Genomic DNA, 26,481 nt, shown 5'->3' on the forward strand with positions numbered 1-26,481 from the left:
CAATAACTGGGTCATGGATACGCCGCCGGACCGTGACTGCGGAAGGGGATTCGAGCCTGGTCGACAAGATCGACTAGACCACTGGTCGTGGTCTACGGGACCGGGATCGCGCCGACCAGGCGGGCGGTGAGGTCCATCGGGTTGGTGATCGCGTGCCCGACCACGACGGCGTACGCGCCCGCATCGCACACGCTGCGGACGTCTTCGGGGGTCCGGATCCTGCCCTCGGCAACGATCGGGCAGTCGAGCTTGGCGGCCAGCTGCCGGACCAGTTCGACGTCAGGTCCGGTCGGCGGACGGCCATTGGTATACCCCGACAGGGTCGTGGCGACGATGTCGGCACCGGCTTCCCGCGCCGCCAGGCCCGCGTCCAGGGTGTCCACGTCGGCCATTACCGGTACGCCGAGCTCGGCGTGGATCCGGCCGATCTGCTCCGCGACCTGGTGCCCGTCGGGCCGCGGGCGCAGCGTCGCGTCGAGCGCGATCAGGTCCGCGCCGGCGGCCACGATCCCGGCCGCGGCGTCGTACGTCGGGGTGATGAACACGCCGTCGGGGTCACCGAGCTTGTGGATCCCGATGATCGGCAGGTCGGTCACCGCGCGGATCGCGGCGACGTCCTGCGGCCCGTTGGCCCGGATCGCCCCTGCCCCACCGGCCTCGGCGGCCTGTGCCATCAGCGCCATCCCGGCCGGCCCGTAGAACGGGTTCTCGGGACCTGCTTGGCAGGACACCGCCAGGGTGCCGGGGGCAAGGGTTCTCATCGACGGTGCGTCACAATCAGGTCGGCGTACGTTCCGGCGGATCCGGTGGCGAGGCGTTCGGCTCCGTCGAGGGAGTTCCCGGCCGCGGGTACGAGCTGGGCGCGCGCGGGCAGTGCGTCGCGGACCGGTGCGAGCAACTGCTCGCCGGCGCCCGAGAACAGCCCGCCGACGCACGCGACCGGCGCGGGTCCTTCTCCGGCGAGCTGAGCGATCGCTGCGCCGATCGTCTCGGCGATGTCGTTGGCTGCGAGTACGACGAGCTCGTGCGCGACCGGATCGCCCTCGGCAGCGCACCGCAGCACCTCGGGAGCGAACCGGGCAACATCGTCGACGAGCGTCGACGAACGGTAGAGCGTCACCGGATCGAGCGCGGTGTCGGCAAGCTTGGTGACAGGCCCGCGACCGTCACGGGCGCGCTGTACGGCGACCAGCCCGGCCCGCCCGATCGCGAACGCACTGCCCGCATCGCCGAACAGGTACCCGTGGCCGTCCAGCTTCCGCCACGTCCCGTCGCGGTCGACCGCGAGACACACCAGACCGGTGCCTGCGGCAACCACCACGCCGTACCCGTCGGGAAGCGCGCCGGCGTGCGCGGTGACCATGTCCTGCGTCAGCCGCACCTCGTCGGCGTCCAGCAACGCGCCGACGTCCGCGGCGAACCGCTCCGCAACACCGGGCGCCTGCGGATAACCGGTGAGCCCGAGCGCAACAACCTCGACCGGCCCGTCCACCTGAGCCTCGGCCGCAGCGGCCCCGATCGCATCCAGCAACTTCTGCACGGCATCCGGCCCGTGCGTATAACCGGGCCCGGAACCAGTCCGCCCAGAAGGAAGAACCCGAAGCCGAAGGGCGGATTGCCCGCCGTCAATAGCAATGAAGGTCACGGGGCCTCCCGGTCTGGACTGAGGAGCGGAGAGAGCGAAGCGACCGGAGCGACGAGGGAAGACCGGGAGGAAGAGCCCCGTGACCACGCCGGCGCCGGAGGCCCGGCCAAAAGTAGAGTCATGCGGTGATCCAGTGTGAGTAGTCCTGCCAGGGAAGGTGCCAGCGGTTCACTTTCCGGGTACGGCGGTCCTGGCCGGCGGTGTCGTTCGCCACGAGGCGGACGCTGCCGAGCAACTCGTCGTACATCACGGCCGGTGAGCCGGTGAAATGCAGCGTACCGACAGGTTCCCACGGGGTGTGACCGCCGCGGACGTCGATCATCGAGCAGTGGTGGATCCGGCGGTCCGCTCCGAGGGCGTACACCTCGATCGCGCCGGCTCCGGGGTTGAACGCGACCACCGGGTCGTCGGCGAGCTCGAGGTCGCCGATCTGTTGCCAGCGGCCCTGACCGGTGCGGTCGTCGAGGTACGTGTGGTGCAGGTGGTTGTCGGCACCACGGACGTAGATCTCGTACGAGTTCGCCGGATCGTTGCGCGCCCAGACCGGTTCGCCACCCGCCTGCAGGTCGCCGAGGACCGCGTGGACGCCGGCCTGGGTGCGTCCGATGCGGCCGTCGTCGCGGCGATGGAACGCCGGCTCCGCGAGTTCACCGTCCGCGATGGAGGCGAACTCCGCACGGATCTTGGCAACAAGCTCGGTCCGGTCGGCTTGCGGTACAGGGAAGAAGGGCTTGCCCTGCAGGTACTGCATGGCGGCGATCAGGCTCGGGGCGACCGACCAGCCGGTCTCGACGCAGTACGGTCCCCAGCCGATGTCGGCGTTCGACCCGAAGTACTCCCAGGCGTCGAAGTCGAACGCACGCTGCCAGGTGCCGTCGAGTTGCTCGTCGGCCGAATCGTCGATCTGGATCCGGCTCAGGTAGTCGAGAACGCCGTGCGCCAGCTCCTCGAAGACCGGTTCGCCGGTGATCTGATGCACGATCGGCAGCGCCCAGGCCGCGAAGGGCGTGCCGTACAGCTGGTCGGTGACCGGGTCGCCGTTGGCCTGGAAGATCGACGCCTCGTCGACCCCGTACGCCTCGTTGCTCGGCGGGCACTTCCCGTCCCACTCGGCGAACCCGCCGTCGGGGCCCTGGCGGCTCTTCAGGTACTCGGCGAGCTTGAGCATGGTCTGTAGATAAAGGGGTTTACGAGTGTAGAAGTACCCGCCGGCGAGCGGCAGCAGGAAGCGGCCGGCCTCGCAGGTGCGGCTGGTCTCCAACCGGGCGCGCGGATAGTGCGAGGCCATGTGGTCGAGCCCGCGTTCGGCGATCTCCAGGTACGAGGGTTCGCCGGTGATGCCGTACGCGTAGAGGTAGGCGCACAACGCCGAGCTCTGCCAGTGCGAGGTGAGGTCGAGGCCGTCCTCGATCGGGCTGCGGCCGAACTCGTCCCAGCCCTTCACCATCAGCGTCGACGGGGTCCGCCACGGGTCGACCTGGAGGCCGAGCTCGGTGTTCGCGGTCCGGATCAGGGACTCGACGCCGCGCAGGCCGGCCTCGGTGTCGCCGGAGATCAGCGCGAAGAGTGCGATCCAGCCGCCGTCGTCGGCGAACAGGTTGTTGGTCGCGGTCAGATCGGTCCGGGCGCCGCGCGGTTCGAAGGCGCCGTACAGCGCGTTGCGGTCGGTCAGTTGCTCCTCTTCGACGACGCGGCGCATCAGGTTCGCGGCGATCGTACGGCCGCGCGGGAAGTCGGCGAGGTCGGCGTACATCCGGAACGCGTGCGCGGTCTGCGTGTAGCAGTCGCCGCGCGGGACCGGGCGGAACGGAAGCGTGCCGTCGAAGCCGATCTCGTTCGAGAAACCCTCTGCGACGCCGTTCGAGCCGTCGGGAGCGTCGTAGAACATGCCGGCCTTGTCGAACCAGGCGATGCCGCGGTCGACCATCCGCCGGTAGCGCTCCGGGCGCGGGCCGACGCTCACGCTCGTGGTGTGATTGCCGACCGCGAAGGTGTGCTCGCCATCGGGAAGCGCGGCGAGTTCACTTTCGTACCGGCCGGGCGAGACCTCGATCAGCTCGACGTCCGACTGCGGCTTGGTGGTTGCGCGGACGACGAGCTTCACCGGTTCGCCGGACGCGGACCAGACATGGGGCTCGGTGAAGACCTCGACGTCGGGTGCAGCCTCGGTGCGCGTGAGTTCGGCGACGATCAGCTGCAGCAGGCGCGTCCAGCGGCGTACCGGCTTGTAGCGGCCCTGAAGGTGATGGCTGAGCGCAGTTGTGGCGTAGAGCAACCGGCCGTCGCCGATCCGTACGTCGAGGAGAGCCGGGAAGGTGTGCTCGGGCGGGCCGAAGACCGCCTTGTGCGTGCCCGCCACTGAGCCGTACGTGAGCAACTCGGTCGAGCCCGCCGGTGCGACCACCTCCTGCGCGCGCGAGAGGTGCTCGTCGAGGATGCTCAGCGGCTCGATGCCCCGGAACGCCTCGCGCGTGAAGATCCGCTCGATGTGCGCGTCCCGTACCGGACCGGCAGGCAGGAAACCGTCGTCGAGAGCGAACTCGACGTACGCGGACCCGCCCGACCGCACGTACTCCGCCAGGGTCGTCGTGTCGATCCGCGACGGCTCCGGGTAACGGCCCGCGAGCACCACCACCGCGTGGTGCGCGGCGAGGTCCGTGGGCAGGTCGTCGTACCGGACCGAGGTGAGACCGGCCTGGTCGAGAGCGGGGGCGAACGCGGCCGCCGGGCCGGGCGGACCGATCAGCGCGACAGACGAAGCAGGCACCGGTTCACTGTTGCCGACGAATCGCGGCCGGTAAAGCACCTTGGGTAGACCACTTGACCGGAACCGGACGCCTGCGGTCTCACCGGACGGGGTGTGGCGGCGCCGACCGCGCCTTAGGGTCGTCCGGTATGGGTGACTTCAACGGTCTCGACCTCCATCTCGGCAATCTGGCGCGGCTGTCGTCCGCGCAGTCCTACTCGATCAGCGCGGAGAACCCGGACGGCGCCAAGGCCGGCGGCGCGCGGGCGACCGAAGGGATCCTGTCCCGGCAGGCCCGCGACCTCGGCCCGGGCTGGAAGATCCAGCCGTGCGTCAACCTCGCCCCCGAGTCGACCACGACGCTCGCGGACATCGACGGTTCGGGCGCGATCACGCACTTCTGGATCACCGTCGACTCGAACACCTGGCGTTCGCTGGTCCTGAGGATGTACTGGGACGGCGAGGAGACGCCGTCGGTCGAGGTGCCGCTCGGCGACTTCTTCTGCAACGGCTGGGGCCGGCACTGCCAGGTCAGCTCGGTGCCGATCGCGGTGAACCCGAAGGGCGGGTTCAACAGCTACTGGCAGATGCCGTTCCGCGGCGGCGCCCGGATCACGATCGAGAACCTGCTGGAGACCGAGGTCTCGAACTTCTTCTACCAGGTCGACTTCACCCGGACGTCGGTCCCGGACGACATGGCGTACTTCCACGCGCAGTTCCGGCGCAGCAACCCGGTCCCGTACGGCGAGGTGCACACGCTGCTCGACGGCGTCCGTGGCCAGGGACAGTACGTCGGGACGTACCTGGCGTGGGGTGCGAACAACAGCGGCTGGTGGGGCGAGGGCGAGTTCAAGTTCTACCTCGACGGCGACGACGAGTACCCGACGATCTGCGGCACGGGCACCGAGGACTACTTCGGTGGCGCGTGGGGCTTCGAGCATCCTTCCGGTCAGTACGCGACGTTCACGACGCCGTACCTCGGAATGCCGCAGGTGATCGAGCCGGACGGGTTCTTCGACAACCAGCAGCGGTTCGGGCTCTACCGCTGGCACATCCAGGACCCGATCCGCTTCACCGAGGACCTGCGCGTCACGGTCCAGGCGCTCGGCTGGCGCCGCGACGGACGTTTCCTGCAACTCCAGGACGATCTGGCGTCGACCTCGTACTGGTACCAGACCGAGCCGCATGCGCCGTACCCCGAGCTACCCGGAAAGGACTACCTCGAGGTGGTCTAGAGATTCCAGCGGTACGCCCGCCAGGTGGAGGTTCTGGTGGGTCCAGTCGTTCAGGATGGGGGCCTCGGCGGCGAGGTGGCCGGTGAGCTCGGACTGACTGAGCTCGAAGACGTGAGCGGCGTTGCCGGTGAGGTCCACGACCGACTGCATCAGGTGGCTGACCTGCGCGGACCAGAGGGTGTCGTCGGCGTCATGGTGATCCGGGCGGATCAGCAGGAGGTCGACCTCGCTGTCCGAGTCGCCGTTGCCGCTGGCAACGGCGCCGTACACGCCGGCGTGGACCGGTGGGATGTGCCAGGTGCTGATCTCGGCCGCGAGCTGGGTGATCAACGTACTGCGCAGGTTCGCGAGCTGCTCGACGATCGGCGCGAGCAGATGTTTGCGATTGAGGCGATAGAGCAACGAGTTGCCGAAGTCGTCGCCGTGTACGAGACCGGTCGCCGCGAGCCGCTGCAGGACGAGCCGAACGCCCGCGACGCTGCCCGAGCCGGCCAGCTTGTGGATCTGCCGCCCCGACAGCCCTTCCTCGGCGGCGGCCAGCACGAGCAGCACCGGACCGTCCAGCGACGGCACCACTGTGCTGATCGGCGTACCGAGATCCATCCTCAGCACCCTAGTAACGCCCCGACCCGCTCACCAATCCCCATGACACGTCAACCACCCGGATAATGCAGACATGTCCTCGATCCTCGCCTTCTCCGCCCTGTCCGTGGTGCTCGTCATCCGGGCGCGGCGCTGTCCGTTCCCGGCCGGCCGCACAGCCGGCGGCGCGCGTACCGGGAAGGCGTGATCAGCGACCTCTCCAACCCGAAGACCGTGATCGTCTTCACCAGCGTGATCCCGCAGTTCATCGGCCAGGGCGCACGGCCCGTCGACACCCTCGTTCTCGGCGTGATGTTCGCGTTCATCGGCTTCCTGTCGCTGGTCACCTACGCGTTGGTCTTCAGCACCGCCGCCAAGTTGTTGCGCGACGCACGGGTGACCCGCGCGATCCTGCGCGTGGGTGGCGCGATCCTGACCGTGTTCGGCGTCGGGCTCGCGATCGAGCGGCCGGCGGTGTGACGGGTCAAAGGCCCTTGGCGTTGGCTCGGGGTGAGGGAGTGGTGGTGCGGAGTTCGGTGGTGAACGCGTAGCGATCGCCGCGGTAGACGGCTGAGGTGTATTCGAAGACGCGGTCGCGGCTGTCGAAGCTGATGCCGTGCAGCGCGATACACGGCTGCGTGGTCGGGATGTCCAGCCAGCCCGCCGTCTTCGCGTCGGGCATCATCGGCTCGAGGCGCGACGTCGCGCTCACCAGATCGATGCCGTACCGGCTGGTCAGCAGGTCGTACAGCGAGCCGTTCAGGTCCTCGGCGCGCAGCCCGGGGACGTACGCGGCCGGGAGCGTAGTGCGCTCGACCACCATCGGGTGGTCGTCGGCCAGCCGTAGCCGGGTGAACGCGATGATCGCGTCGCCGACCGGGATCCGCAGCCGGCGCGCCGCGGCCCGCTCGGCCTTCTGGTGCCGGAACTCCAGCATCGTGCTGCCTGGCCGCATCCCGCGCCGGCGGATGTCCTCGGAGAACCCGATCATCCCGAGCCAGCGCGCCACCTTCGGACGGGTCGTGTACGTACCGCTGCCGTGCCGGCGGACGAGCAACTCCTCGATCACCAGCTCGTCGACGGCCCGGCGCAGCGTCATCCGCGCGACGTTCCAGCGGGCCGCCAGCTCGCGCTCGGGAGGCAGGGCAGCGCCCTCCGGCAACGTGTCGATCAGACTGAGCAACAGCGCCCGGATCTCGGCGGCCTTCCCCGGCAGCGAACCATGCATTGCACCTGACTAGCACCGACTGGACCACTTCGAAAGCCTTTCGACAGCTGTTGAAGAGACCACTCGCACCCTGGATCGTTCGGTGGGCCGCCATGCCCTAACCTCCGGCGCATGGTTGTTGGTGAACGAAATGCGTTGGTGATCGGCGCCGGGATCGGTGGGCTGGCGGCGGCGATCGGGCTGCGTCAGGCGGGCTGGTCGGTGAGCGTGCTCGAACGGGCACCGGTCATCGCCGAGGTCGGCGCCGGCCTGACGTTGTGGCCGAACGCGGTCAAGGCGCTGGCCGCGCTGGGTCTGGACGTCACGGACCGCAGCGTGCCGACGATCTCGCGCGGCAACATCCGGACGCCGCGTGGCCGGTGGGTGCGACGGAACCATCCGGAGGACGTTGGCGTGCTCGCGATCCACCGCGCCGACCTCCACGACGTACTGCGCAAGGCGCTGCCCGAGTCGGCGCTACACACGGACACCGAGGTGACCGCGGTGTCGACCGACGGGACCGTCACCTGCGCGGGCGAGGAACTGCGGGCCGATCTCGTGGTCGCGGCCGACGGCGTGAACAGCGTGACTCGTCGAACGTTGTGGTCCGGGGACGCGGTGTTCCAGCACCGTACGGTCTGGCGTGGTGTGACGCCGTCGGGATCGGTGTGGCCGGTGCAGGAGTCGCTGACGATGGGGCGTGGCGAGCAGGTCGGCGTACTGCCGCTGCCCGGGGAGCGCGTCTACTGGTTCCTGACCGCGAACGAGCCGCGGCCCAACATCCTGTACGCCGACGACCGCGCCGAGGTACTGCGGCGGATCGGGTCGTGGCACGGCCCGATCCCGGAACTCGTCTCCGCGACGCCCGAGGACCAGGTGCTGCACAACGACATGCTCGACATCGATCCGGTACCGACGTTCGTGAAGGACCGGGTCGTGCTGCTCGGTGACGCGGCGCACGCGATGACCCCGGATCTCGGGCAAGGCGCCTGCCAGGCACTCGAGGACGCCGTGGTGCTCGCCGCGAACGCCGACGACCTCGCCCGCTACGACCGCGAACGCCGCGCCCGGGTGCACCCGATGATGGCGGCCGCCCGAGCGAGCATCGCCCGCAACTCCGACACCAACGCGTTCCGGCACTTCGCGCTCCTCACCGCGGCCCGCCTGGTGTCCCCGGCCGCGTGGCGCAAGGCGACCGCGCAATGGGCCGACTGGGACGCACCTCGGATCGCCACGCAGGCATAACCCCGGTTTTCAGGCCGTTTTGGGGGCCGAAACGGGACTTCTGCCTGCGTGGCGGTACAGCTCGGCAAAAACAAGCACGCTTGATTCTTTTCCTGGGCCGTGGGACGCTCGGCTGCACGAAGGACTCGCGCGAGGGAGTGCAGCGTGCAACTGGACGAAGTGCTGGCGGACCTGTGGGCCGAGAGTGCTGAACTGGACCGGTTGGTCGCCGGGTTGGCCGCGGAGGAGTGGTCTACTCCGACCCCGGCCGAGGGCTGGACGATCGCCCACCAGATAGCACACCTGGCCTGGACGGACGAGGCGAGCGAGTTGGCCGCGACCGATCCGGCTGGGTTCAAGGCCTTGCTCCAGAAGGCCGCCGCCAGCCCCACGACGTACGTCGACGACGGGGCCGCGGAGACCGCCGCACTGCCGCCCGACCAGCTCCTGACGTACTGGCGGGAGGCTCGCGCCGAGGTCACCGATGCACTCAAGCGGGTGCCGGCCGGCGAGAAGGTGCTCTGGTACGGGCCGCCGATGAGCCCGACGTCGATGGCGACCGCGCGGTTGATGGAGACGTGGGCGCACGGGCAGGACGTGTTCGACGCGCTCGGCGTCCGGCGGCAACCGAGCAACCGGCTGCGGCACGTCGCCCACCTCGCGGTCCGTACGCGGGACTTCGCGTACCTGCTCAACGATCGGACCCCGCCCGCGGACCAGTTCCGCGTCGAGCTCACCGGGCCGGACGGTGACGAGTGGAGTTGGGGGCCAGCGGACGCGACCCAGCGGGTGAGTGCTCCCGCGGTCGACTTCTGCCTGCTCGCGACGCAACGCCGGCACCGCGACGACCTGTCGATCGAGGCCACGGGCGCGGATGTCGAGGAGTGGCTCGGCATCATCCAGGCGTTCGCCGGTCTGCCCGGGAAGGGCCGCCGGCCGGGGCAGTTCGCATGACCGAACCGATCCGCATCGGCAACGCGTCCGGGTTCTACGGCGACCGGTTCAGCGCAGTGCAGGAGATGCTGACCGGCGGGCCGCTGGATGTGTTGACGGGTGACTATCTGGCTGAGCTGACGATGCTCATCCTCGGGCGCGATCGGTTGAAGGATCCAGGCCTGGGCTACGCCAGGACGTTCCTCCGGCAGCTCGAGACCGGGCTGGGCGAGGCGCTCGACCGGGGCGTCCGGATCGTCAGCAATGCAGGCGGGCTGAACCCTTCCGGTCTGGCGGCGGCGATCGACGAGCTGGCCGGCAAGCTCGGTTTGCATCCGAAGATCGCGTACGTCGAAGGAGACGACCTCCTGCCCCGGGCCGAGGAGCTCGGCCTGGGTACGCCGATGACCGCCAACGCCTACCTGGGCGCCTGGGGGATCGCGGAGGCGTTGCGGGCCGGCGCGGACGTCGTGGTGACCGGGCGGGTCACCGACGCATCGGTGATCGTCGGGCCGGCCGCGGCGCATCACGGCTGGACGCCGACGCAGTACGACGAACTCGCCGGTGCCGTCGCCGCCGGGCATGTGATCGAGTGCGGTTGCCAGGCGACCGGCGGGAACTACGCGTTCTTCACCGAGATCCGCGACTTCGGCCGCCCCGGCTTCCCGATCGCGGAGATCCACGCGGACGGCAGCAGCGTGATCACCAAGCACGACAACACCGGGGGCGCGGTCACCGTCGACACGGTCAAGGCGCAGCTCCTGTACGAGATCACCGGCGCCCGGTACGCGGGTCCGGATGTGACGACGCGTCTCGACACGATCGAGCTGTCGGACGACGGTCCGGACCGGATCCGGATCTCCGGCGTCCGCGGTGAGGCCCCGCCGCCGACGTACAAGGTGTCGCTGAACAGGGTGGGTGGGTTCCGCAACGAGGTCGACTTCGTGCTCACCGGGCTGCAGCTGGAGCAGAAGGCCGAGCTGGTGCAGCGGCAACTGGAGCAGGCGCTGCCGAAGCGGCCGACCGAGTTGAAGTGGACGCTGGCCTGGACCGAGAAGCCGAACGCCGGGACCGAGGAGGAGGCGAGCGTCTTCCTGCGGTGCGCGGTGAAGGACCCGGATCCGAAGGTCGTCGGCCGCGCGTTCAGCAGTGCCGCGGTGGAGTTGGCGCTGGGGAGTTACCCCGGGTTCCACGTCACGGCGCCGCCTGGCGAGGGTTCGCCGTACGGCGTGTTCCGGGCCGGGTACGTCGACATTCACGAGGTCGAGCACGTCGTCGTACTCCCGGACGGGGCACGTCACGTGATCAAGCCGGCGGCGCGGACCCAGCGGCTCAAGCCGGTCGAGGACATCGAGGAGCCGATGCCGTTGCTGCAGCTCTCGAGCGGGCCGCCGCGCACCCGCGAGGTTCCGCTCGGCCGGATCGCGGGCGCGCGGTCCGGAGACAAGGGCGGCGACGCGAACGTCGGCGTCTGGGTCCGCGACGAGAAGGCATGGCGCTGGCTCGCGCACGCGCTCACCGTGCAGCTGTTCAAACAGCTCCTGCCGGAGACCCAGCCGCTGACCGTCACGCGGCACCTGCTGCCGAACCTCTGGGCGGTGAACTTCGTCGTCGAGGGCCTCTTGGGCGAAGGCGTTGCCGCACAGGCCCGGTTCGACCCGCAGGCGAAGGCCGTCGCCGAGTGGCTGCGGTCGCGGTACGTCGACGTACCTGAGGTCCTGCTGTGAACGCGGAAGAGCATGCGCTGCGGGAGTCCGTACGGCGATTCATGCGCGCGGAGGTGCTGCCGCACCTGGACCAGTGGGAGCGAGACGGTGAGCTGCCGCGGGACCTGCACAAGAAGGCGGGCGCGCTCGGGCTGCTCGGCGTCGGGTTTCCGGAGGCGGTCGGTGGTGGCGGCGGGTCGCTCCTGGACGCGATCGCCGTCGTGGAGGAGATGCACTACGCGGGTGGCTCCGGGGGTCTGGTCGCCGGGCTGCTCACTTGTGGGATCGCATTGCCGCACATCATTGCTGAGGGCAACGAGCAGCACGTCGATCGGTGGGTGCGTCCAACGTTGGACGGGGAGCTGATCGGGGCGCTGGCGATCACGGAGCCTGATGGTGGGTCGGATGTGGCTTCTCTTCGTACGACGGCGCGCCGCGAGGGCGATGCGTTTGTGGTGAATGGTGCGAAGACGTACATCACCTCAGGATGCCGGGCGGATTTCGTGACCACGGCAGTCCGTACCGATGGACCTGGAGCGCACGGGATCAGCCTGCTCGTGATTGAGCGCGGGGCGGCTGGGTTCGCGGTTTCGCGGAAGCTGGAGAAGATGGGGTGGTTGTGCTCGGACACGGCTGAGCTTTCGTTCACGGAGGTTCGCGTGCCGGTTGCGAATTTGGTGGGGGCTCAGGGGTCTGGATTCGTGCAACTGGCGGTCAACTTCGTGGCGGAGCGGTTGACGTTGGCGGTGCAGGCGTATGCGGGGGCTCAGCGGGCGCTGGACCTCACGCTTGCGTGGTGCCGGGAGCGCGAGACGTTCGGCCGGCCGTTGGTTTCGCGGCAGACGGTGCAGCACACGTTGACCGAGATGGCTCGGCGGATCGCGGTGGCTCGGGTCTACGTACATGAGGTGGCGCGGCGGGCCGGCGCGGGCGAGGACGTGATCGCAGAGACCTGTTTCGCGAAGAACACCGCGGTGGAGGCGGGGCAGTGGGTATGTGACCAGGCGCTGCAGTTGCACGGCGGGCTCGGCTATCTGCGAGAGGCGGAGGTCGAACGTCAGTACCGCGACCAGAAGATCCTCGCCGTCGGCGGCGGCACCACCGAGATCCTCACCAGCCTCGCCGCGAAACGACTGGGGTTCACCTCATGACCGACTCTGTTACGTCCGAAGATCCGAGGGCTCAGGACCGCACATCTTCGGACGCAAGCAACCGGGGAGCAATGCTAGAGAAGCTAGCTGCGCTAGATGTTGAGCATGCGAAGGCGCTCGCGGGGGGTGGGGAGAAGTACGTCGCGCGGCATCACAAGCGCGGGAAGCTGCTCGCTCGGGAGCGGATCGAGTTGCTGCTCGATCCGGACTCGTACTTCCTCGAACTGTCACCGCTGGCCGGTTGGGGCTCGGACTTCACCGTCGGCGCGAGCCTGGTGACCGGGATCGGGGTGGTCGAGGGCGTCGAATGCCTGATCACCGCGAACGACCCGACAGTCAAGGGCGGCTCGAGCAACCCGTGGACGCTGCGCAAGGCGCTGCGGTCGGACGAGATCGCCCGGGTGAACCGGCTGCCGGTGATCAGCCTGGTCGAGTCCGGTGGCGCGGACCTGCCGACCCAGAAGGAGATCTTCATCCCCGGCGGCGCCATGTTCCGGAATCTGACCCGGCTGTCCGCGGAGGGGATCCCGACGATCGCGCTGGTGTTCGGCAACTCGACCGCCGGCGGCGCGTACATCCCCGGCATGAGCGACCACGTGGTGATGGTCGACGGCGGCGCGAAGGTGTTCCTCGCCGGGCCGCCGCTGGTGAAGATGGCAACCGGTGAAGACGCGGACGACGAGTCGCTCGGCGGCGCGTCGATGCATGCACGGCAGTCCGGCCTCGCGGACTACTTCGCCGTCGACGAGCAGGACGCGATCCGGCTCGGGCGGCAGATCGTCTCCCGGCTGAACTGGCGCAAGCTCGGTCCGGCCGCCGCGCCCTCGTACGACGAACCGCTGTTCGAGCCGGACGAGCTGCTGGACATCGTGCCAGGTGATCTGAAGATCCCGTTCGATCCGCGGGACGTGATCGCCCGGGTGGTGGACGGGTCGGTGTTCGACGAGTTCAAGCCGTTGTACGGGTCGTCGCTGGCGACCGGGTGGGCATCGGTGCACGGGTACCCGGTGGGGATCCTGGCGAATGCGCGCGGGGTGCTGTTCAGCGAGGAGTCGCAGAAGGCGGCGCAGTTCATCCAGCTGGCGAACCGGGCGAACACGCCGCTGATCTTCCTGCACAACACGACCGGCTACATGGTCGGGCAGGAGTACGAACAGGGCGGGATCATCAAGCACGGTGCGCAGATGATCAACGCGGTCTCGAACTCGTCCGTGCCGCACATCTCGATCCTGATGGGCGCGTCGTACGGCGCCGGGCACTACGGGATGTGCGGGCGCGCGTTCGATCCACGGTTCCTGTTCGCGTGGCCGTCCGCGAAGTCCGCGGTGATGGGGCCGCAGCAGCTCGCCGGCGTGCTGTCGATCGTCGCGCGCGCGGCCGCGGAGGCGAAGGGCATGCCGTACGACGAGGACGGCGACCGGCAGATGCGCGCGTACGTCGAGGGGCAGATCGAGACGGAATCGCTGCCGATGTTCTTGTCCGGCCGGCTCTACGACGACGGCGTCATCGACCCCCGCGACACCCGAACAGTCCTCGGCATCACCCTGTCCGCCATCCACTCCGCCCCCGTCAAAGGCACCTCCACCTTCGGCGTCTTCAGGATGTGACACAAATGCCCAAACCCCCCACCCCCTCCACACCGCCCCCGTCCACCCCGTCCACTCCGGCCATGCGCCTGCCAACCCCCCACTCCTTCGCGTCGGTCCTGGTGGCCAACCGGAGTGAGATCGCTCGGCGCATCTTCCGCACTGCGCGGTCCGCCGGTCTCGGCACGGTTGCGGTCTACTCGACTGCCGACGCGCGGATGCCGTTCGTGGACGAGGCGGATGCTGCCGTGCATCTGCTGGGCAACACACCCGGTGAGACGTACCTGCGTGCCGACCTGATCGTTGAGGCTGCGTTGCGGGCGGGGGCGGACGCCGTACATCCGGGGTATGGCTTCTTGTCGGAGAACGCTGCGTTTGCGCGGTCGGTGATCGACGCGGGGCTGACGTGGATCGGGCCGCCGGTGGATGCGATCTCGTCGATGGGGTCGAAGATCGAGGCGAAGAAGTTGATGACTGCAGCCGGCGTACCGGTGCTGGCTGAGCTCACGCCTGCGCAGGTGTCGGCGGACGACCTGCCGGTGCTGGTGAAGGCGTCGGCCGGCGGCGGCGGGCGCGGGATGCGGGTGGTGTCGCGGCTCGCCGACCTCGCGTCCGAGATCGACGCGGCGTCGGCGGAGGCGCTGTCTGCGTTCGGCGACGGGACCGTGTTCTGCGAGCGCTACCTGGCGGCCGGCCGGCACATCGAGGTACAGGTAATGGCCGACCAGCACGGCACGATCTGGGCGGTCGGCGAGCGCGAGTGCTCGATCCAGCGCCGGCACCAAAAGGTCGTCGAGGAGGCGCCCAGCCCGCTGGTCGAGCGGATCCCCTCGATGCGCCCGCGGTTGTTCGACGCGGCACGAAAGGCTGCGGCCACGATTGGGTACGTCGGCGCCGGCACCGTCGAGTTCCTCGCTGACGAGGACGGCAACTTCTACTTCCTCGAGATGAACACCCGTCTCCAGGTCGAGCACCCGGTGACGGAGGAGACAACCGGACTGGACCTGGTCGAACTCCAGTTCGCCGTCGCCGCGGGCGAGCACCTCCCACCCGATCCGCCGCCAACCATCGGTCACGCGATCGAGGTACGCCTTTACGCCGAGGACCCCCTAAACAACTGGCAACCCCAAACCGGCCGTCTGCACCGCTTCCAGGTCGGCGATGCGGCGCTTTCCGGAAGAAATGTTGCACCTGGTGGCGAAAAAGTTCCGGAAAGCCGCGGTGTGGGGCTCCGCGTGGACTCCGGCGTCGAGGATGGGTCGGAGGTCACCCCGTACTACGACGCCATGCTCGCCAAGGTGGTCGCGTACGGGCCTTCGCGGACTGCGGTGGCGCGGCGGCTCGCGGGCGTGCTGGATCGCGCAAAGATCCATGGGGTCGGGACGAACCGCGATCTGCTGGCGTGGATCCTGCGCCATCCGGCGTTCCTCGCGGGCGACACCAACACCGCGTTCTTCGACACGCACGGCGTGGGCTCATCGGTCGGCGACGACGTGGTGCAGGTGTCGGCGCTCGCAGCCGCACTCGCAGACGCCGCCGCACGCCAGGCGGGCGTTCCGGGCCGGCAGGCGGGCGGTGCAGGGCGGGATGCGGGCGGTGCCGGCCGGCAGGCAGACGTTACCGCAGCGCCATCCGGTTTGCCTGTGCGGGTGCCGGGTGGGTGGCGGAATCTGGCGTCGCAGCCGCAGCGGAAGAGTTATCGCGTGGGTGATGTCGTGCACGAGGTGGCGTACCGGCTGACCCGCGACGGGTTGGTTGCGGACGGCAACATCAAGCTCCTCGACAGCACCTCCGAGCGGGTGGTGCTCGAGGTCGACGGTGTACGGCGGGTGTTCGAGGTCGCCGCGTACGGCGGACGTACCCCGACGATTGGGCCGCTCGTGTGCGTGGACTCGTCGCTCGGATCCGTGACGCTCATGCCTGTTGCGCGATTCACGGATCCGGCGCAGCTGGTCGCTGCTGGGTCGTTGGTTGCGCCAATGCCCGGGACGGTGATCCGCGTCGGGGTCGCGGTCGGTGACGTGGTGAAACAAGGACAGCCGCTGCTGTGGCTGGAGGCGATGAAGATGGAGCACACGATCGCCGCGCCGGCAGACGGTGTGGTCGATGAGTTGAAGGTGGCAGCCGGAGAACAGGTCGAGGTCGGCGCAGTACTGGCCGTGGTTGGGGAGGATATATGAGCTTCGTCGAGTCCGAGGAACGCCGGGAGTTGCGGAAGGTTGTCGGCGAGCTCGGGAAGAAGTACGGCTACGAGTGGTTCAACCAGCAGGCCCGTACGGGCGGTCACACCACCGAGCTGTGGCTGGAGGCCGGCAAGCTCGGGTACCTCGGCGTGAACCTCCCCGAGCAGTACGGCGGTGGAGGCGGCGGGATGGCCGACCTGTCGATCGTGCTCGAAGAGCTCGGCGCCGCGGGCTGCCCGCTGCTGATGATGGTCGTCTCGCCGTCGATCTGCGGCACGGTGATCTCCCGCTTCGGCACCGACGAGCAGAAGCAGCGCTGGCTGCCCGGTCTCGCCGACGGCACGACGGTGATGGCGTTCGCGATCACCGAACCCGACGCCGGCTCGAACTCGCACCAGATCACCACCACCGCCCGCCGGACCGACGACGGCTGGTCGCTGACCGGGCGCAAGGTCTTCATCTCGGGGCTCGATGTGGCGAAGGCGGTCCTCGTCGTCGGCCGCACGGAAGACGCAAAGACCGGCAAGCTGAAGCCGGCGCTGTTCATCGTCCCGACCGACGCGCCCGGCGTGGAGTTCCGGCAGATCGAGATGGACCTGATCAGCCCGGACAAGCAGTACGCGCTGTTCCTCGACGACGTGCAACTGCCGCGTGAGGCGCTCGTCGGCTCCGAGGACGCCGCGCTCATGCAGCTGTTCGCGGGCCTCAACCCGGAGCGGATCATGGCGTCCGCGTTCGCGATCGGCATCGCGCGGCACGCGCTCGGCAAGGCGACCGCGTACGTCAAGGAACGTCAGGTCTGGAAGCAGCCGATCGGCGCGCACCAGGGCCTCGCGCACCCGCTCGCGCAGATCAAGATCGAGCTCGAGCTGGCCCGCCTGATGATGCAGAAGGCCGCCGCGCTCTACGACGCGGGCGAGGACCTGGCCGCGGGCGAGGCCGCGAACATGGCGAAGTACGCGGCCGGGGAGGTCGCCGTACGGGCCACCGATCAAGCAGTGCAATCGCTCGGCGGGAACGGTATGACTGTCGAGTACGGCGTCGCATCGCTCGTCGCGGCGTCCCGTGCGACCCGGATCGCGCCGGTGAGCCGGGAGATGATTCTCAACTTCGTCGCGCAGCACAGCCTCGGGTTGCCGAAGTCCTACTGAGAAAGGCCTGGGCCGATGATCATCACCAGCGAGTTTCCGCCAGTCGAGGTCCTCGACGTACCGATCCACGACGCCGTGCTCGGCAGAGCCCAGGAGTTCGGCGACCGGCCCGCGATGGTCGACGGCGTCACCGGCCAGGAGCTCAGCTACGCCCAGCTGGACCACCTGACCCGCCGGGTCGCGGCCGGCCTGGCGGAGCTCGGCATCCGGCACGGCGACGTGATCGCGCTGTACAGCCCGAACACGATCCTGTACCCGGTGGTGTTCTACGGCGCCACCCGCGCCGGCGCGACCGTGACCACGGTGAACGCGCTCTACACCGCGGACGAGCTGCACAAACAGTTGATCGACTCGAAGGCGAAGTTGCTGGTGACGATATCGCTGTTCCTGCCGGTCGCGACGGCGGCGGTCGAGGGCACCGGCGTCGAGCAGATCCTGGTCTGCGACCAGGCCGAGGGGTATCGCTCGGTGCAGGAGTTGTTCGCGTCGACGGCTCCGGAGCCTGTCGTCACGATCGATCCGGCCGAGGACGTCGCCGTACTGCCGTATTCGAGCGGCACCACCGGCGCGGCCAAGGGCGTGATGCTGACGCACCGCAACATCGCGACGAACATCTCGCAGGCCGAGGTGATGATCACGCTCGAGCAGGACGAGCGGATCATCGCGATCCTGCCGTTCTTCCACATCTACGGGCTGTCGGTGTTGATGAACCTGCCGCTGCGGCTCGGCGCAACGGTCGTCGTACTGCCGAAGTTCGACCTGCAACAGTTCCTCACCACGCTGGACGAGCAGCGGATCACGCGGGCATTCGTCGCGCCGCCGGTCGTACTGGCGCTGGCGAAGCACCCTGCCGTCGACGGGGTCGATCTGTCCGCGCTGAAGTACGTGACGTCCGCGGCGGCACCACTCGACGGGGACCTCGCCGAGGCATGCGCGAAGCGGCTCGGGTTGCACGCCGTCCTGCAGGCGTACGGAATGACGGAGCTTTCGCCCGGTACGCACGCCGTACCGCAGGACGACCCGGCGCCGCCGGCGGGCGCTGTCGGGAAGCTGTTCCCGTCGACCGAGCAGCGCCTGGTCGGTGCCGATGGCAACGATGCGGACGAGGGCGAGATCTGGATCCGTGGGCCGCAGGTGATGAAGGGCTACCTCGGCCGGCCCGCCGAGACCGACGCCACCGTCGACGCGGACGGCTGGCTGCACACCGGCGACATCGGCCGCGTGGACGACCGCGGCTATCTGTACGTCGTGGATCGGGTGAAGGAGCTGATCAAGTACCACGGCTATCAGGTGCCGCCCGCGGAGCTGGAGGCCGTGCTGCTCGGCGACGACCGGATCGCTGACGCCGCGGTGATCGGCGTCACGGCGGACGGCAACGAAGTGCCCAAGGCGTTCGTGGTGCCGATGCCCGGTGTCGAGCTGACCGCGGCCGACGTGATGGAGTACGTCGCCGCGCGCGTCGCGCCGTACAAGAAGATCCGGCAGGTGGAGTTCATCGACGCGGTGCCGAAGGCGGCGTCCGGGAAGATCCTGCGGCGCGAGCTGCGAGCCCGCGAGGCGGCCCGTGAGTGAGGCCCATGAGTGAAGCGCTGAAGGCACCGCAGCAGGACCGTTCGCGGGCAACCCGGCAGCGGCTGCTGGAGGCTGCGCTCGAGTCGCTCGCCGAGGTCGGGTACGCCGCCACAACGGTCAGTGTGGTGGCAACGCGCGCCGGGGTGTCGCGGGGCGCGGCGCAGCACCACTTCCCGACCAGGGCGGATCTGTTCGCGGCCGCCGTCGAGTACATGACCGAGGTGCGGCTGGCGGAGATCCGCGCGCAGGCCGCGCGGTTGCCGAGCGGCTCGGGGCGTACTGAGGCGATCGTGGCGATGCTGGCGGACGTCTACACAGGGCCACTGTTCCGGGCGGCGCTCCATCTGTGGGTGGCGGCGTCGACGGAGGAGCCGTTGCGGCAGCAGATTGTGCGGCTGGAAGCCCACGTGGGGCGGCAGGCGCACCGCGCGTTGCTGGAGGTGCTCGACGTCAGCGAGCGGACGCCGGGCGTACGCGAGACCGTGCAGGGCGTGCTGGACCTGGCGCGCGGGCTCGGGCTCGCGGACCTGCTGACCGACGACAGCACCCGGCGGCGCGGCATCGTCCGCCAGTGGAGCCGGATCCTCGATCAGGCCCTGCGCGACCCTGGCGTGTGACCGAATGCCCGCCGGAACGTGTCGATGAACGCGCTCGTCGACGCCCAGCCGCACGCGTGCGCCACCTGCGTCACCGAATGTCCTTCGGCGAGCAGTCTGAGCGCCTCATGCAGTCTGAGTTGGGTACGCCACTGTGGGAACGTCATGCCCAGGTCGGCCTTGCACAGTCTGCTCAGGGTCCGCTCACTGGCACCGACCTCGCGCCCGAGCTCCGTCAAGGTGCGGTTGTCCGCGGGGTCGCTCCGCAGCAGCTCACAGACCGCGGCAAGACGAGCGTCCTTCGCCGTGGGTAGATAGGTCGGCCGCTGCGGGGACCGCCGCAGTTGGTCGAGCAGCACACCGCGCAGGCGGCGCCACTCCGCCGACTCCGCCTTCTCCTCAGCGGTGTAGGTGAGGATCAGCTCCCTGAGCAGAGGGCTCACAACCAGGGCCGACGGCGCGTCCAGGTCGAGAGGGTTCTCGGTCAGGCCGACTGTGTGCAGCGTGGTTTCGCCGTACGCGCGGTGCTGGTGGACGGTGCCGGCCGGGACCCAGATCGCGCGAGTGCCCGGCGCCACCCAACTGCCGGCATCGGTCGTGACGGACAGGACGCCGCGGCCGGCGTAGACGATCTGGTGGCGGTCGTGCCAGTGCGGTTCGATGCCGCCGCCGGCCTTGATCGGCCGGTGGCCGGTGTTCGCGGGACGTTGGCGGGTTTCCGGCATCAGTTGGCATCTTATCGGAAGCCGGACAGTGGTCGGCCCGGCGACGATCGATAGGTGCGGAGATCAATCGGGCTGATGGCGACCGGCCACGCGTGCGTGGACATCTACCAGGGCTGCGTACCGGCGCTCGTCCCGTTCCTGGTCGCCGAGCGCGGCCTCGGGTACGTCGCGGTCTCCGGCATCACGCTCGCCGCAACCCTGCTGTCGTCGGTGGTCCAGCCCGTGTTCGGCGTGCTGACGGATCGCCGTCCACTCACCTGGCTGATCCCGGTCGCGATGACCACGGCCGGGCTCGGCATCGCACTGGTCGGCGTCGGGCAGCAGTACTGGCTGATGTGGCTCGCGGCGGCGCTGTCCGGGCTCGGCGTCGCGGCGTACCACCCGGAGGCGGCGCGAATGGCGCGGATCGTCAGCGGCGGCAGCCACGTCGGGATGAGCTGGTTCTCGGTCGGCGGCAACCTCGGCTTCGCAATGGCGCCCGTACTGGTCACGCCGATCATCGCCGCGGGCGGGCTGGCGCTCACGCCCGTACTAGTCGTACCGGCACTGGCCGGCGCCGCGATCACCTCGTGGGCGATCCGCTCCCGCGTCACCGACGCCGTTGTCCGCGGCCGGTCCGAGGGCACCGACGACTGGCCGTCGTTCCTGCGGTTGTCGGTGATCATGGTCTGCCGGTCGATCGTGTTCGTCGGCCTCGGTACGTTCATCGCGCTGTACGCGGGGCAGCGCGTCGGCGGCGGTACGACGACGGGCGGCATCGCCCTGTTCGTACTGTTCGCAGCCGGTGCGCTCGGAACGCTGCTCGGCGGGCGGTTCGCGACCCGGTACGGGCGCATTCGCACCCTGCGCACGTCGTACGCGGTCGCAGCGCCGGCGCTCGCGTGCCTGGTGTTCGTCCCGGGGCCGGCCTTCTTCGGCTTCCTGGCGCTGACCGCGATCGCGATGTCGATCCCGTTCTCGCTGCATGTCACGCTCGGCCAGGACTTCCTCCCGGGCCGCGTCGGTACGGCGGGCGGCATGACGCTCGGACTCGCGGTCAGCATCGGCGGCGTCGCGACGCCGATTCTCGGCACGATCGCCGAGCACAACTCGCTGCGGCTCGCACTCAGCCCGCTGATCGCCCTGGCGCTGTTCAGCAGCCTGATCGGCTACGCGCTCAAGGAGCCCGCGTGACCGCGTTCCTGCTCCCGCTCCGCGATCCGGCGGTCCACCTTGGCTGCCAACTCGTCCGGCGTGCACTCCGCCAGGTGGTCGCGAACGAGTAGATGGATGAAGGCGTACTGGCTGTGCCCGGTGCGTGCGAGTACGTAGCGGTCGGCGGCGTACTGCAGGAACGCCCGGCGCCGCCAGGACAGGTACCCGGTCCAGTGCAGCAGGAGGTCGTGCAACCACCGGGACAGCGGTCCGGCGAGCACAGGTGGTCGGCGCCGCCAGGCCTTCGCAGCAACGGCCCCGACCACGATTCCGGCGACCGCCTCCAGTTGCGGCGACGACAGGTCCGCGCCCAGCACCAGTGCGATCAGGAACGCGCCCACTGCACCCCCAGCAACCCACACGTCCATCCGCCAGGTGTCCGCGATCTCTGTAGCGGACAGGTGGTCTGTCGGCAGCGACTTGACCATACGGATGCCCTGGGCAACCAGCAGCCCGATCGCGATGCCAGAAGCGAACGGACCGGCGTCACCGAAGTGCAGTACGACCGCACTGACGACCAGCACTGCCAGCAGTCGGACACCGACCAGCAACCGCCGCCTGTTGTCGTGGAACACGATCAGCTCGACACCGTACGCACCTGCGACCAACACGGCCTCAATGGCTAGTGCCAGCTTGGCGGTGAGTAGTTCCACCAGCCCCAGGGCGGCACCTGTGATGGCGATGGTCACGGCGGTACCTGTGAGGACGATCAGGACGTACAGCATCACCTGTCGCGGCCCGTGGCCTTTCACCTGCTGCCACGGGTGCGGCAGCAGGTGTACGAGCACCAGCGCTGCGCCCGCGACAGACAGCCCGGCGAGTACCCCGTACTGCGCCAGCATCATCAGCGTCGCACCTGCACTGAGTGCTCCGAACAGGGCCGGCAGGCACACCGCATGTGTCAGGTAGTCGACCTCGGGCAGCGGTAGCCCGTACCAGCCGTCCGGCGTCATCCAGCGCGGTACGGCAGTACGGTCGCCGGCGCGACTGCGCGTCCACCAGGCCAGGCACCACAAGCGCCGTACTGCAGTCTTGGCGTCGTACTGCCTGCCGATCTTGCGGTTGCGGGCCAGGACCTCGCAGACGAACGTGTCGAACAGCTCGCGGCGCAGGTCGGCGACTCCGCCGGCCACGACGTCCTCGGGCGCCCGGCCCTGGTACGCGAGCGTCATCACGTTGAGCATCAGCGGCGAGCTGATCAGGTCCCACAGCTCGTCGTCCTGCTCGATCGCGGCGCGCGCCCCGTCGAGCGCCGGCCCGATCGTCGCGAAGTAGTCGAGCACCCGCTGCCTCGTGAGCGGTCTGATGTGCACGGCGCCGAACAGGCTGAGCTGACGCGGGAGGCGTTCGTAGTCGTGCGTCCGGCAGGTCACCGCGAGCTGGCTGACCTCGTAGTTGTGGCGCAGCTCCTTCAGGACCGGTTCGAGCTTGGCGCGGTTCGACTCGGCGATCTCGTCGAGTCCGTCGAGCAGCAGCGCCAGCCGGCCGGCGCGCAGCCACGTACGGCCGACACCCGGCGGAATCCGGTACCGGTCGCTCACCTCGTAAAGGAGCCAGCGGACGAAGCCGGCCAGCAGAGCGCTGTCGTTCGGGTCGTCGTCCTTGCGGTGCGACGACTGTGCGTCCCAGCCGGCCAGGTCGACCACGACCGGGATGGGGTGGTCCTGGTCGGCATGTGCGTGCGCAGCGAGCCGCCGGGCCAGGTCGAGCAGCAGCGTGGTCTTGCCGGCACCGGGTGCGCCGAGGACCAGCATGCTGTCCTCGAGCTCGTCGAAGACCGTCGCGATGTCCTCTCCGTGCGGGATCCGCCGGGCAGACTTGTTCAGCGGCTGCACAAGCAGGTCGAACGCACGGACCGCGTCCGGCTGGCCGTCGAGCTCCAGGGCGATCCGGGTCCGCGAGGCGAGCGAGCCGGCGCGGCGTTCGGACAGGTACCGGTCGATGCGGTCGAGCGCGTTCAGCCGGTTCCGCGGCAGGTCCGCACCACGGTTGGACAGGCGCGGCCGGCGGCGGTTCCGTACCTCGAGCAGCGCGGTCCCGATCACAAGCACCCAGAGCACGCCGATCAGCGGCCAGACCCATCCGACGTACGACTCCAGAAACGCGGGTGCGGTGCCGCCGGTGCCGACGTTGATCGCGATCGGCAGCAGCACCAGCGTCAGCGACACGGACACCACCAGCACGACAGCATTCACCAGCGTCCGCATCCTCACGCCCCGGAGCGTAACCGTCCGTGAGCCCACCGTCTGCAGCCCATGGACGCCGCGGTCCAGCAGGCGATCGCCGCGTAGGGGAATTGTTGTCAGATCACATACATTGACTAGCGATATGACTACTCAGCGGATCGGCCGGGCGGATGTGGGGCTCCGGTCGGAGCGCGGGCCGATCCTGCTGGCGGTGATGCTGAGCGTCGGGCTGGTCGCGATCGACGCGACGATCCTGGCCACCGCCGTACCGTCCGTCGTGGCCGACCTCGGCGGCTTCACCCAGTTCCCTTGGCTGTTCTCGATCTACCTGCTCGCGCAGGCCGTGTCGGTGCCGATCTACGGAAAGCTCGCCGACCAGCGCGGGCGGAAGCCGATCATGCTCGTCGGCGTCGGGCTGTTCCTGCTCGGGTCGGTGCTCTGCGGGTTCGCCTGGAGCATGCCGGCGCTGATCGCGTTCCGGCTGGTCCAAGGACTCGGCGCGGGCGCGATCCAGCCGATCGGGATGACGATCATCGGCGACATCTACACGGTCGCGGAGCGCGCGAAGGTCCAGGGGTACGTCGCCAGCGTCTGGGGGATCTCGTCGTTCGTCGGACCGACGCTCGGCGGTGTCTTCTCGGACTACATCTCGTGGCGCTGGATCTTCTTCGTGAACATCCCGCTCGGGTTCGCGGCAGCGTGGGTGCTGGTCCGCCGGTTCGAGGAGAAGGTCGCGGAGAAGACCGGTCACACGATCGACTACGCCGGCGCTATCCTGCTCGCGGTCGGCGGATCGCTGCTGCTGCTCGGGCTGCTCGAGGGCGGCGTGATGTGGGACTGGGCCTCGCCGACGAGCATCGCGATCCTGGCCGCCGCGGTCGTCCTGCTGATCGCGTTCGTACTGGTCGAGCGCCGCGCCGCCGAGCCGATCCTGCCGCTGTGGGTGCTCGGGCAGCGCGTTCTGAACTCGGCGAACGCGGCCGCACTGCTGATCGGGCTGCTGATGATCGGGCTGTCCACGTACGTGCCGCTGTTCGCGCAGAGCGTCCTCGGTACGTCGGCGCTCGTCGCGGGGTTCACACTCGCGGCGATGACGCTCGGCTGGCCGATCGCGGCGTCGTTCGCGGGCCGGATCTATCTGCGCGTGGGGTTCCGGACGACGATGCTGATGGGCGCGCTGATCGTCGTCCTCGGCTCCGGGATCCTGCTCACGGTCGGCTCCACGAGTTCCGTACTGCATCTGGCCGCGGCGTGCTTCGTGATCGGGATCGGTCTCGGCTTCTCCGCATCGCCGTCGGTCGTGGCGGCGCAGTCGTCCGTCGACTGGCAGACGCGGGGCGTGGTGACCGGGGCGAACATGTTCTCCCGCTCGGTCGGCAGCGCGGTCGGGGTCGCGATCTTCGGCGCGGTCGCGAACGGCGTCGTCGCGGCCCGCCTCGGCGACGACCACGCCGACCTCGAAAAGGTCCCCGCCGGCACCCTCGCCCCCGCGATCCACGACGTCTACTACGGAGCCGCCGCAGCCGCCCTCCTACTCGTAGTCGCCGTCCTCTTCATGCCCAACCGCATCACCGAACGCCCGCTCCGCTGAGCTCTCGCCCCGCACAAACACCCCGGGCTCCCCACAACCCCCGACCCCTCCCGCGAACCCACCAGCTCAGGGGTTGACCGCCGAGCTGGTGGGTTCGCCTCGGTGCATGCGGTGGGCCAACCCACCACCTGCTGCGATAACCGCTGAGATGAAACCCGGGCGTGAGGCTAGGTTGGCGGGATGCGGGCTGTTGATTGTGTGGGTGCGCTGATTCGGGACTCGGAGCATCGGGTGTATCTGCAACGGCGTACTGCGGAACGCCGGTTGTTGCCGGGGATCTGGGACATCGTCGGGGGTCACCTCGAGGCGGGTGAGACGCCGGAGGATGCGCTCGCGCGGGAGGTCGAGGAAGAGACCGGCTGGAAGGTCCGCGACATCGTCTGGACGGTCGCGGACTGGGAGTGGGAGTGGGAGGGCCGCGTACGGCGCGAGGTCGACTACCTCGTCACCGTCGACGGCGACCTGACCCGCCCGCGTCTCGAGGCCGGCAAGCACGACGCCTCCGCGTGGGCCGGGCCGGACGACCTGGATCTGCTGATGGTCAATCGCACCGACGGCGACCGGCGCCTGCGCGACCTGGTGGCGCACGCGATCCGTACCCGCTTCACCGACCACCTTCGGCTCGAACCGATCACCGGCCCGAACGGCGTCCTCCCCGGACATGCACCGGACCTGCAGCGTGTGTTCGCGGACCCGTGGGTGGCGCGCTGGTACGACAGGACGCTCTCACCGGACGCCGCAGCCGCCCAGGTCGCGACTCACCAAGCGGGGTGGGAGCGTGACGCTGTCAACAAGTGGATCGCGTACGACCGTCACACCAGCGCCCTCGCCGGCCGCGGTGGTCTGTCCCGCATCCCGTCCGACGCACCGACAGCCGACGCCATCACCGCCCTGGTCGGACCGGAGTGGGCTGCTGACCGCCTGGAGCTCGGCTGGGCCTTCGTCGAGTCCGCCCGCGGCCGCGGCCTGGCCACCGAACTCGGCCGCGCCGGCCTGGACTACGCGTTCAACACCCTGCACGCCTCATCAGTCATCGCCTTCACCGAGCAGGTCAACACCTCCTCCCAAGCGGTCATGAAGCGCCTCGGCATGCAGTACGCCGGCCAAATCCACGCCGAAGGCTGGACCGCCACCTCCCCCGACGTACAACCCAACGCCCCCTTCGCTGTCTACACCACCAACCCCGCTGCTCAGGTCCGGTCCTGTGGCGGACCCGAAGCGGACATCTGAGGGTTTGCGGAAAGAAGTTTGCGGTGGGTGGCGGAAAG

21 protein-coding genes are annotated in these 26,481 nt (G+C 69.3%); 14 read left to right on the forward strand and 7 right to left on the reverse strand.

From position 1 onward, the window contains the following. Positions 1-92: 92 nt before the first annotated feature. Genes ACGFI6_RS09620 through ACGFI6_RS09630 form a run of 3 tightly spaced genes read right to left on the reverse strand, consistent with a single transcriptional unit; the run spans position 93 to position 4,412 of the window. Positions 93-761 carry an N-acetylmannosamine-6-phosphate 2-epimerase gene (locus ACGFI6_RS09620; RefSeq protein WP_393116752.1) on the reverse strand — a complete coding sequence of 223 codons (669 nt, stop codon included), beginning with the start codon at positions 759-761 and terminating at the stop codon, positions 93-95. Next, positions 758-1,732: an N-acetylglucosamine kinase gene (locus ACGFI6_RS09625; protein ID WP_393116754.1), complete on the reverse strand. Its 975-nt coding sequence runs from the start codon at positions 1,730-1,732 to the stop codon at positions 758-760. The genes ACGFI6_RS09620 and ACGFI6_RS09625 overlap by 4 nt, the downstream gene beginning before the upstream one ends. Positions 1,733-1,763: 31 nt before the next feature. Then, the gene (locus tag ACGFI6_RS09630) at positions 1,764-4,412 is read right to left on the reverse strand and encodes a hypothetical protein (RefSeq protein ID WP_393116755.1); all 2,649 of its coding nucleotides are present in this window, start codon (positions 4,410-4,412) and stop codon (positions 1,764-1,766) included. Between the two features lie 128 nt (positions 4,413-4,540). Here ACGFI6_RS09630 and ACGFI6_RS09635 point away from each other — a divergent pair, with 128 nt between their 5' ends. After that, a complete protein-coding gene (locus ACGFI6_RS09635; RefSeq protein WP_393116757.1) occupies positions 4,541-5,626 on the forward strand; it encodes a glycoside hydrolase family 172 protein in 1,086 nt (361 codons plus the stop codon). On the opposite strand, the gene ACGFI6_RS09640 is transcribed toward ACGFI6_RS09635, so the two are convergent. After that, the gene (locus ACGFI6_RS09640; RefSeq protein ID WP_393116759.1) at positions 5,594-6,229 is read right to left on the reverse strand and encodes a hypothetical protein; all 636 of its coding nucleotides are present in this window, start codon (positions 6,227-6,229) and stop codon (positions 5,594-5,596) included. The genes ACGFI6_RS09635 and ACGFI6_RS09640 overlap by 33 nt on opposite strands. 183 nt (positions 6,230-6,412) lie before the next feature. Between ACGFI6_RS09640 and ACGFI6_RS09645 the strand changes: the two genes are divergently transcribed. Next, a complete protein-coding gene (locus tag ACGFI6_RS09645) occupies positions 6,413-6,688 on the forward strand; it encodes a LysE family translocator (RefSeq protein ID WP_393116761.1) in 276 nt (91 codons plus the stop codon). Positions 6,689-6,692: 4 nt separating this feature from the next. Here the strand turns inward: ACGFI6_RS09645 and ACGFI6_RS09650 are convergent, their stop codons facing one another. Then, positions 6,693-7,436, reverse strand: a complete 744-nt coding sequence (locus tag ACGFI6_RS09650; RefSeq protein ID WP_393116763.1) for a GntR family transcriptional regulator — start codon at positions 7,434-7,436, stop codon at positions 6,693-6,695. Between the two features lie 111 nt (positions 7,437-7,547). On the opposite strand from ACGFI6_RS09650, the gene ACGFI6_RS09655 reads away from it, so the two are divergent. The 9 genes from ACGFI6_RS09655 (at position 7,548) to ACGFI6_RS09695 (ending at position 19,538) form a co-directional block, all read left to right on the forward strand. After that, entirely contained in the window at positions 7,548-8,660 is a 1,113-nt protein-coding gene (locus ACGFI6_RS09655) for an FAD-dependent monooxygenase (RefSeq protein WP_393116764.1), read from the forward strand. A gap of 144 nt (positions 8,661-8,804) precedes the next feature. Beyond that, positions 8,805-9,593, forward strand: coding sequence for a TIGR03084 family metal-binding protein (locus ACGFI6_RS09660; protein ID WP_393116766.1), 789 nt, complete (start codon positions 8,805-8,807; stop codon positions 9,591-9,593). After that, the gene (locus ACGFI6_RS09665; RefSeq protein WP_393116768.1) at positions 9,590-11,299 is read left to right on the forward strand and encodes an acyclic terpene utilization AtuA family protein; all 1,710 of its coding nucleotides are present in this window, start codon (positions 9,590-9,592) and stop codon (positions 11,297-11,299) included. Before ACGFI6_RS09660 ends, ACGFI6_RS09665 begins: the two co-directional genes overlap by 4 nt. Further along, positions 11,296-12,429: an acyl-CoA dehydrogenase family protein gene (locus ACGFI6_RS09670; RefSeq protein WP_393116769.1), complete on the forward strand. Its 1,134-nt coding sequence runs from the start codon at positions 11,296-11,298 to the stop codon at positions 12,427-12,429. The genes ACGFI6_RS09665 and ACGFI6_RS09670 overlap by 4 nt, the downstream gene beginning before the upstream one ends. Positions 12,430-12,500: 71 nt before the next feature. Next, complete coding sequence (locus ACGFI6_RS09675; RefSeq protein WP_393116771.1) at positions 12,501-14,036, forward strand: acyl-CoA carboxylase subunit beta; 1,536 nt, start codon at positions 12,501-12,503, stop codon at positions 14,034-14,036. A gap of 62 nt (positions 14,037-14,098) precedes the next feature. Next, entirely contained in the window at positions 14,099-16,195 is a 2,097-nt protein-coding gene (locus ACGFI6_RS09680; RefSeq protein WP_393116773.1) for a biotin carboxylase N-terminal domain-containing protein, read from the forward strand. Continuing rightward, positions 16,192-17,349, forward strand: a complete 1,158-nt coding sequence (locus tag ACGFI6_RS09685) for an acyl-CoA dehydrogenase family protein (protein ID WP_393116775.1) — start codon at positions 16,192-16,194, stop codon at positions 17,347-17,349. The genes ACGFI6_RS09680 and ACGFI6_RS09685 overlap by 4 nt, the downstream gene beginning before the upstream one ends. Positions 17,350-17,364: 15 nt before the next feature. Further along, a complete protein-coding gene (locus tag ACGFI6_RS09690) occupies positions 17,365-18,921 on the forward strand; it encodes an AMP-binding protein (protein ID WP_393116776.1) in 1,557 nt (518 codons plus the stop codon). Between the two features lie 5 nt (positions 18,922-18,926). Continuing rightward, positions 18,927-19,538, forward strand: coding sequence for a TetR/AcrR family transcriptional regulator (locus tag ACGFI6_RS09695; RefSeq protein WP_393116778.1), 612 nt, complete (start codon positions 18,927-18,929; stop codon positions 19,536-19,538). Here the strand turns inward: ACGFI6_RS09695 and ACGFI6_RS09700 are convergent. Next, the gene (locus ACGFI6_RS09700; RefSeq protein WP_393116780.1) at positions 19,511-20,242 is read right to left on the reverse strand and encodes an AraC family transcriptional regulator; all 732 of its coding nucleotides are present in this window, start codon (positions 20,240-20,242) and stop codon (positions 19,511-19,513) included. The genes ACGFI6_RS09695 and ACGFI6_RS09700 overlap by 28 nt on opposite strands. A 54-nt stretch (positions 20,243-20,296) precedes the next feature. Between ACGFI6_RS09700 and ACGFI6_RS09705 the strand changes: the two genes are divergently transcribed. Further along, positions 20,297-21,415, forward strand: a complete 1,119-nt coding sequence (locus ACGFI6_RS09705) for an MFS transporter (protein WP_393116782.1) — start codon at positions 20,297-20,299, stop codon at positions 21,413-21,415. Here the strand turns inward: ACGFI6_RS09705 and ACGFI6_RS09710 are convergent. Continuing rightward, positions 21,391-23,643: an NACHT domain-containing protein gene (locus ACGFI6_RS09710; RefSeq protein WP_393118096.1), complete on the reverse strand. Its 2,253-nt coding sequence runs from the start codon at positions 23,641-23,643 to the stop codon at positions 21,391-21,393. The genes ACGFI6_RS09705 and ACGFI6_RS09710 overlap by 25 nt on opposite strands. Positions 23,644-23,764: 121 nt before the next feature. Between ACGFI6_RS09710 and ACGFI6_RS09715 the strand changes: the two genes are divergently transcribed. Together ACGFI6_RS09715 and ACGFI6_RS09720 are read left to right on the forward strand one after the other, a co-directional pair. After that, complete coding sequence (locus tag ACGFI6_RS09715; protein ID WP_393116784.1) at positions 23,765-25,213, forward strand: MDR family MFS transporter; 1,449 nt, start codon at positions 23,765-23,767, stop codon at positions 25,211-25,213. A 180-nt stretch (positions 25,214-25,393) separates the two neighbouring features. Further along, positions 25,394-26,443 (forward strand): GNAT family N-acetyltransferase, encoded by a 1,050-nt coding sequence (locus ACGFI6_RS09720; RefSeq protein WP_393116786.1) that lies wholly within the window; start codon positions 25,394-25,396, stop codon positions 26,441-26,443. The last annotated feature ends 38 nt before the right edge of the window (positions 26,444-26,481 follow it).

It is taken from the genome of Kribbella sp. NPDC048928 (assembly GCF_043197975.1).
Classification (GTDB): Bacteria; Actinomycetota; Actinomycetes; order Propionibacteriales; family Kribbellaceae; genus Kribbella.

Coding starts and splice junctions, on each gene's coding strand:
- ACGFI6_RS09620 (WP_393116752.1), bottom strand. CDS start 761: ATGAGAACCCTTGCCCCCGGCACCCTGGCGGTGTCCTGCCAAGCAGGT.
- ACGFI6_RS09650 (WP_393116763.1), bottom strand. CDS start 7,436: ATGCATGGTTCGCTGCCGGGGAAGGCCGCCGAGATCCGGGCGCTGTTG.
- ACGFI6_RS09690 (WP_393116776.1), top strand. CDS start 17,365: ATGATCATCACCAGCGAGTTTCCGCCAGTCGAGGTCCTCGACGTACCG.
- ACGFI6_RS09710 (WP_393118096.1), bottom strand. CDS start 23,643: ATGCGGACGCTGGTGAATGCTGTCGTGCTGGTGGTGTCCGTGTCGCTG.
- ACGFI6_RS09640 (WP_393116759.1), bottom strand. CDS start 6,229: ATGGATCTCGGTACGCCGATCAGCACAGTGGTGCCGTCGCTGGACGGT.
- ACGFI6_RS09700 (WP_393116780.1), bottom strand. CDS start 20,242: ATGCCGGAAACCCGCCAACGTCCCGCGAACACCGGCCACCGGCCGATC.
- ACGFI6_RS09695 (WP_393116778.1), top strand. CDS start 18,927: ATGAGTGAAGCGCTGAAGGCACCGCAGCAGGACCGTTCGCGGGCAACC.
- ACGFI6_RS09635 (WP_393116757.1), top strand. CDS start 4,541: ATGGGTGACTTCAACGGTCTCGACCTCCATCTCGGCAATCTGGCGCGG.
- ACGFI6_RS09720 (WP_393116786.1), top strand. CDS start 25,394: ATGCGGGCTGTTGATTGTGTGGGTGCGCTGATTCGGGACTCGGAGCAT.
- ACGFI6_RS09715 (WP_393116784.1), top strand. CDS start 23,765: ATGACTACTCAGCGGATCGGCCGGGCGGATGTGGGGCTCCGGTCGGAG.
- ACGFI6_RS09675 (WP_393116771.1), top strand. CDS start 12,501: ATGCTAGAGAAGCTAGCTGCGCTAGATGTTGAGCATGCGAAGGCGCTC.
- ACGFI6_RS09680 (WP_393116773.1), top strand. CDS start 14,099: ATGCGCCTGCCAACCCCCCACTCCTTCGCGTCGGTCCTGGTGGCCAAC.
- ACGFI6_RS09685 (WP_393116775.1), top strand. CDS start 16,192: ATGAGCTTCGTCGAGTCCGAGGAACGCCGGGAGTTGCGGAAGGTTGTC.
- ACGFI6_RS09665 (WP_393116768.1), top strand. CDS start 9,590: ATGACCGAACCGATCCGCATCGGCAACGCGTCCGGGTTCTACGGCGAC.
- ACGFI6_RS09655 (WP_393116764.1), top strand. CDS start 7,548: ATGGTTGTTGGTGAACGAAATGCGTTGGTGATCGGCGCCGGGATCGGT.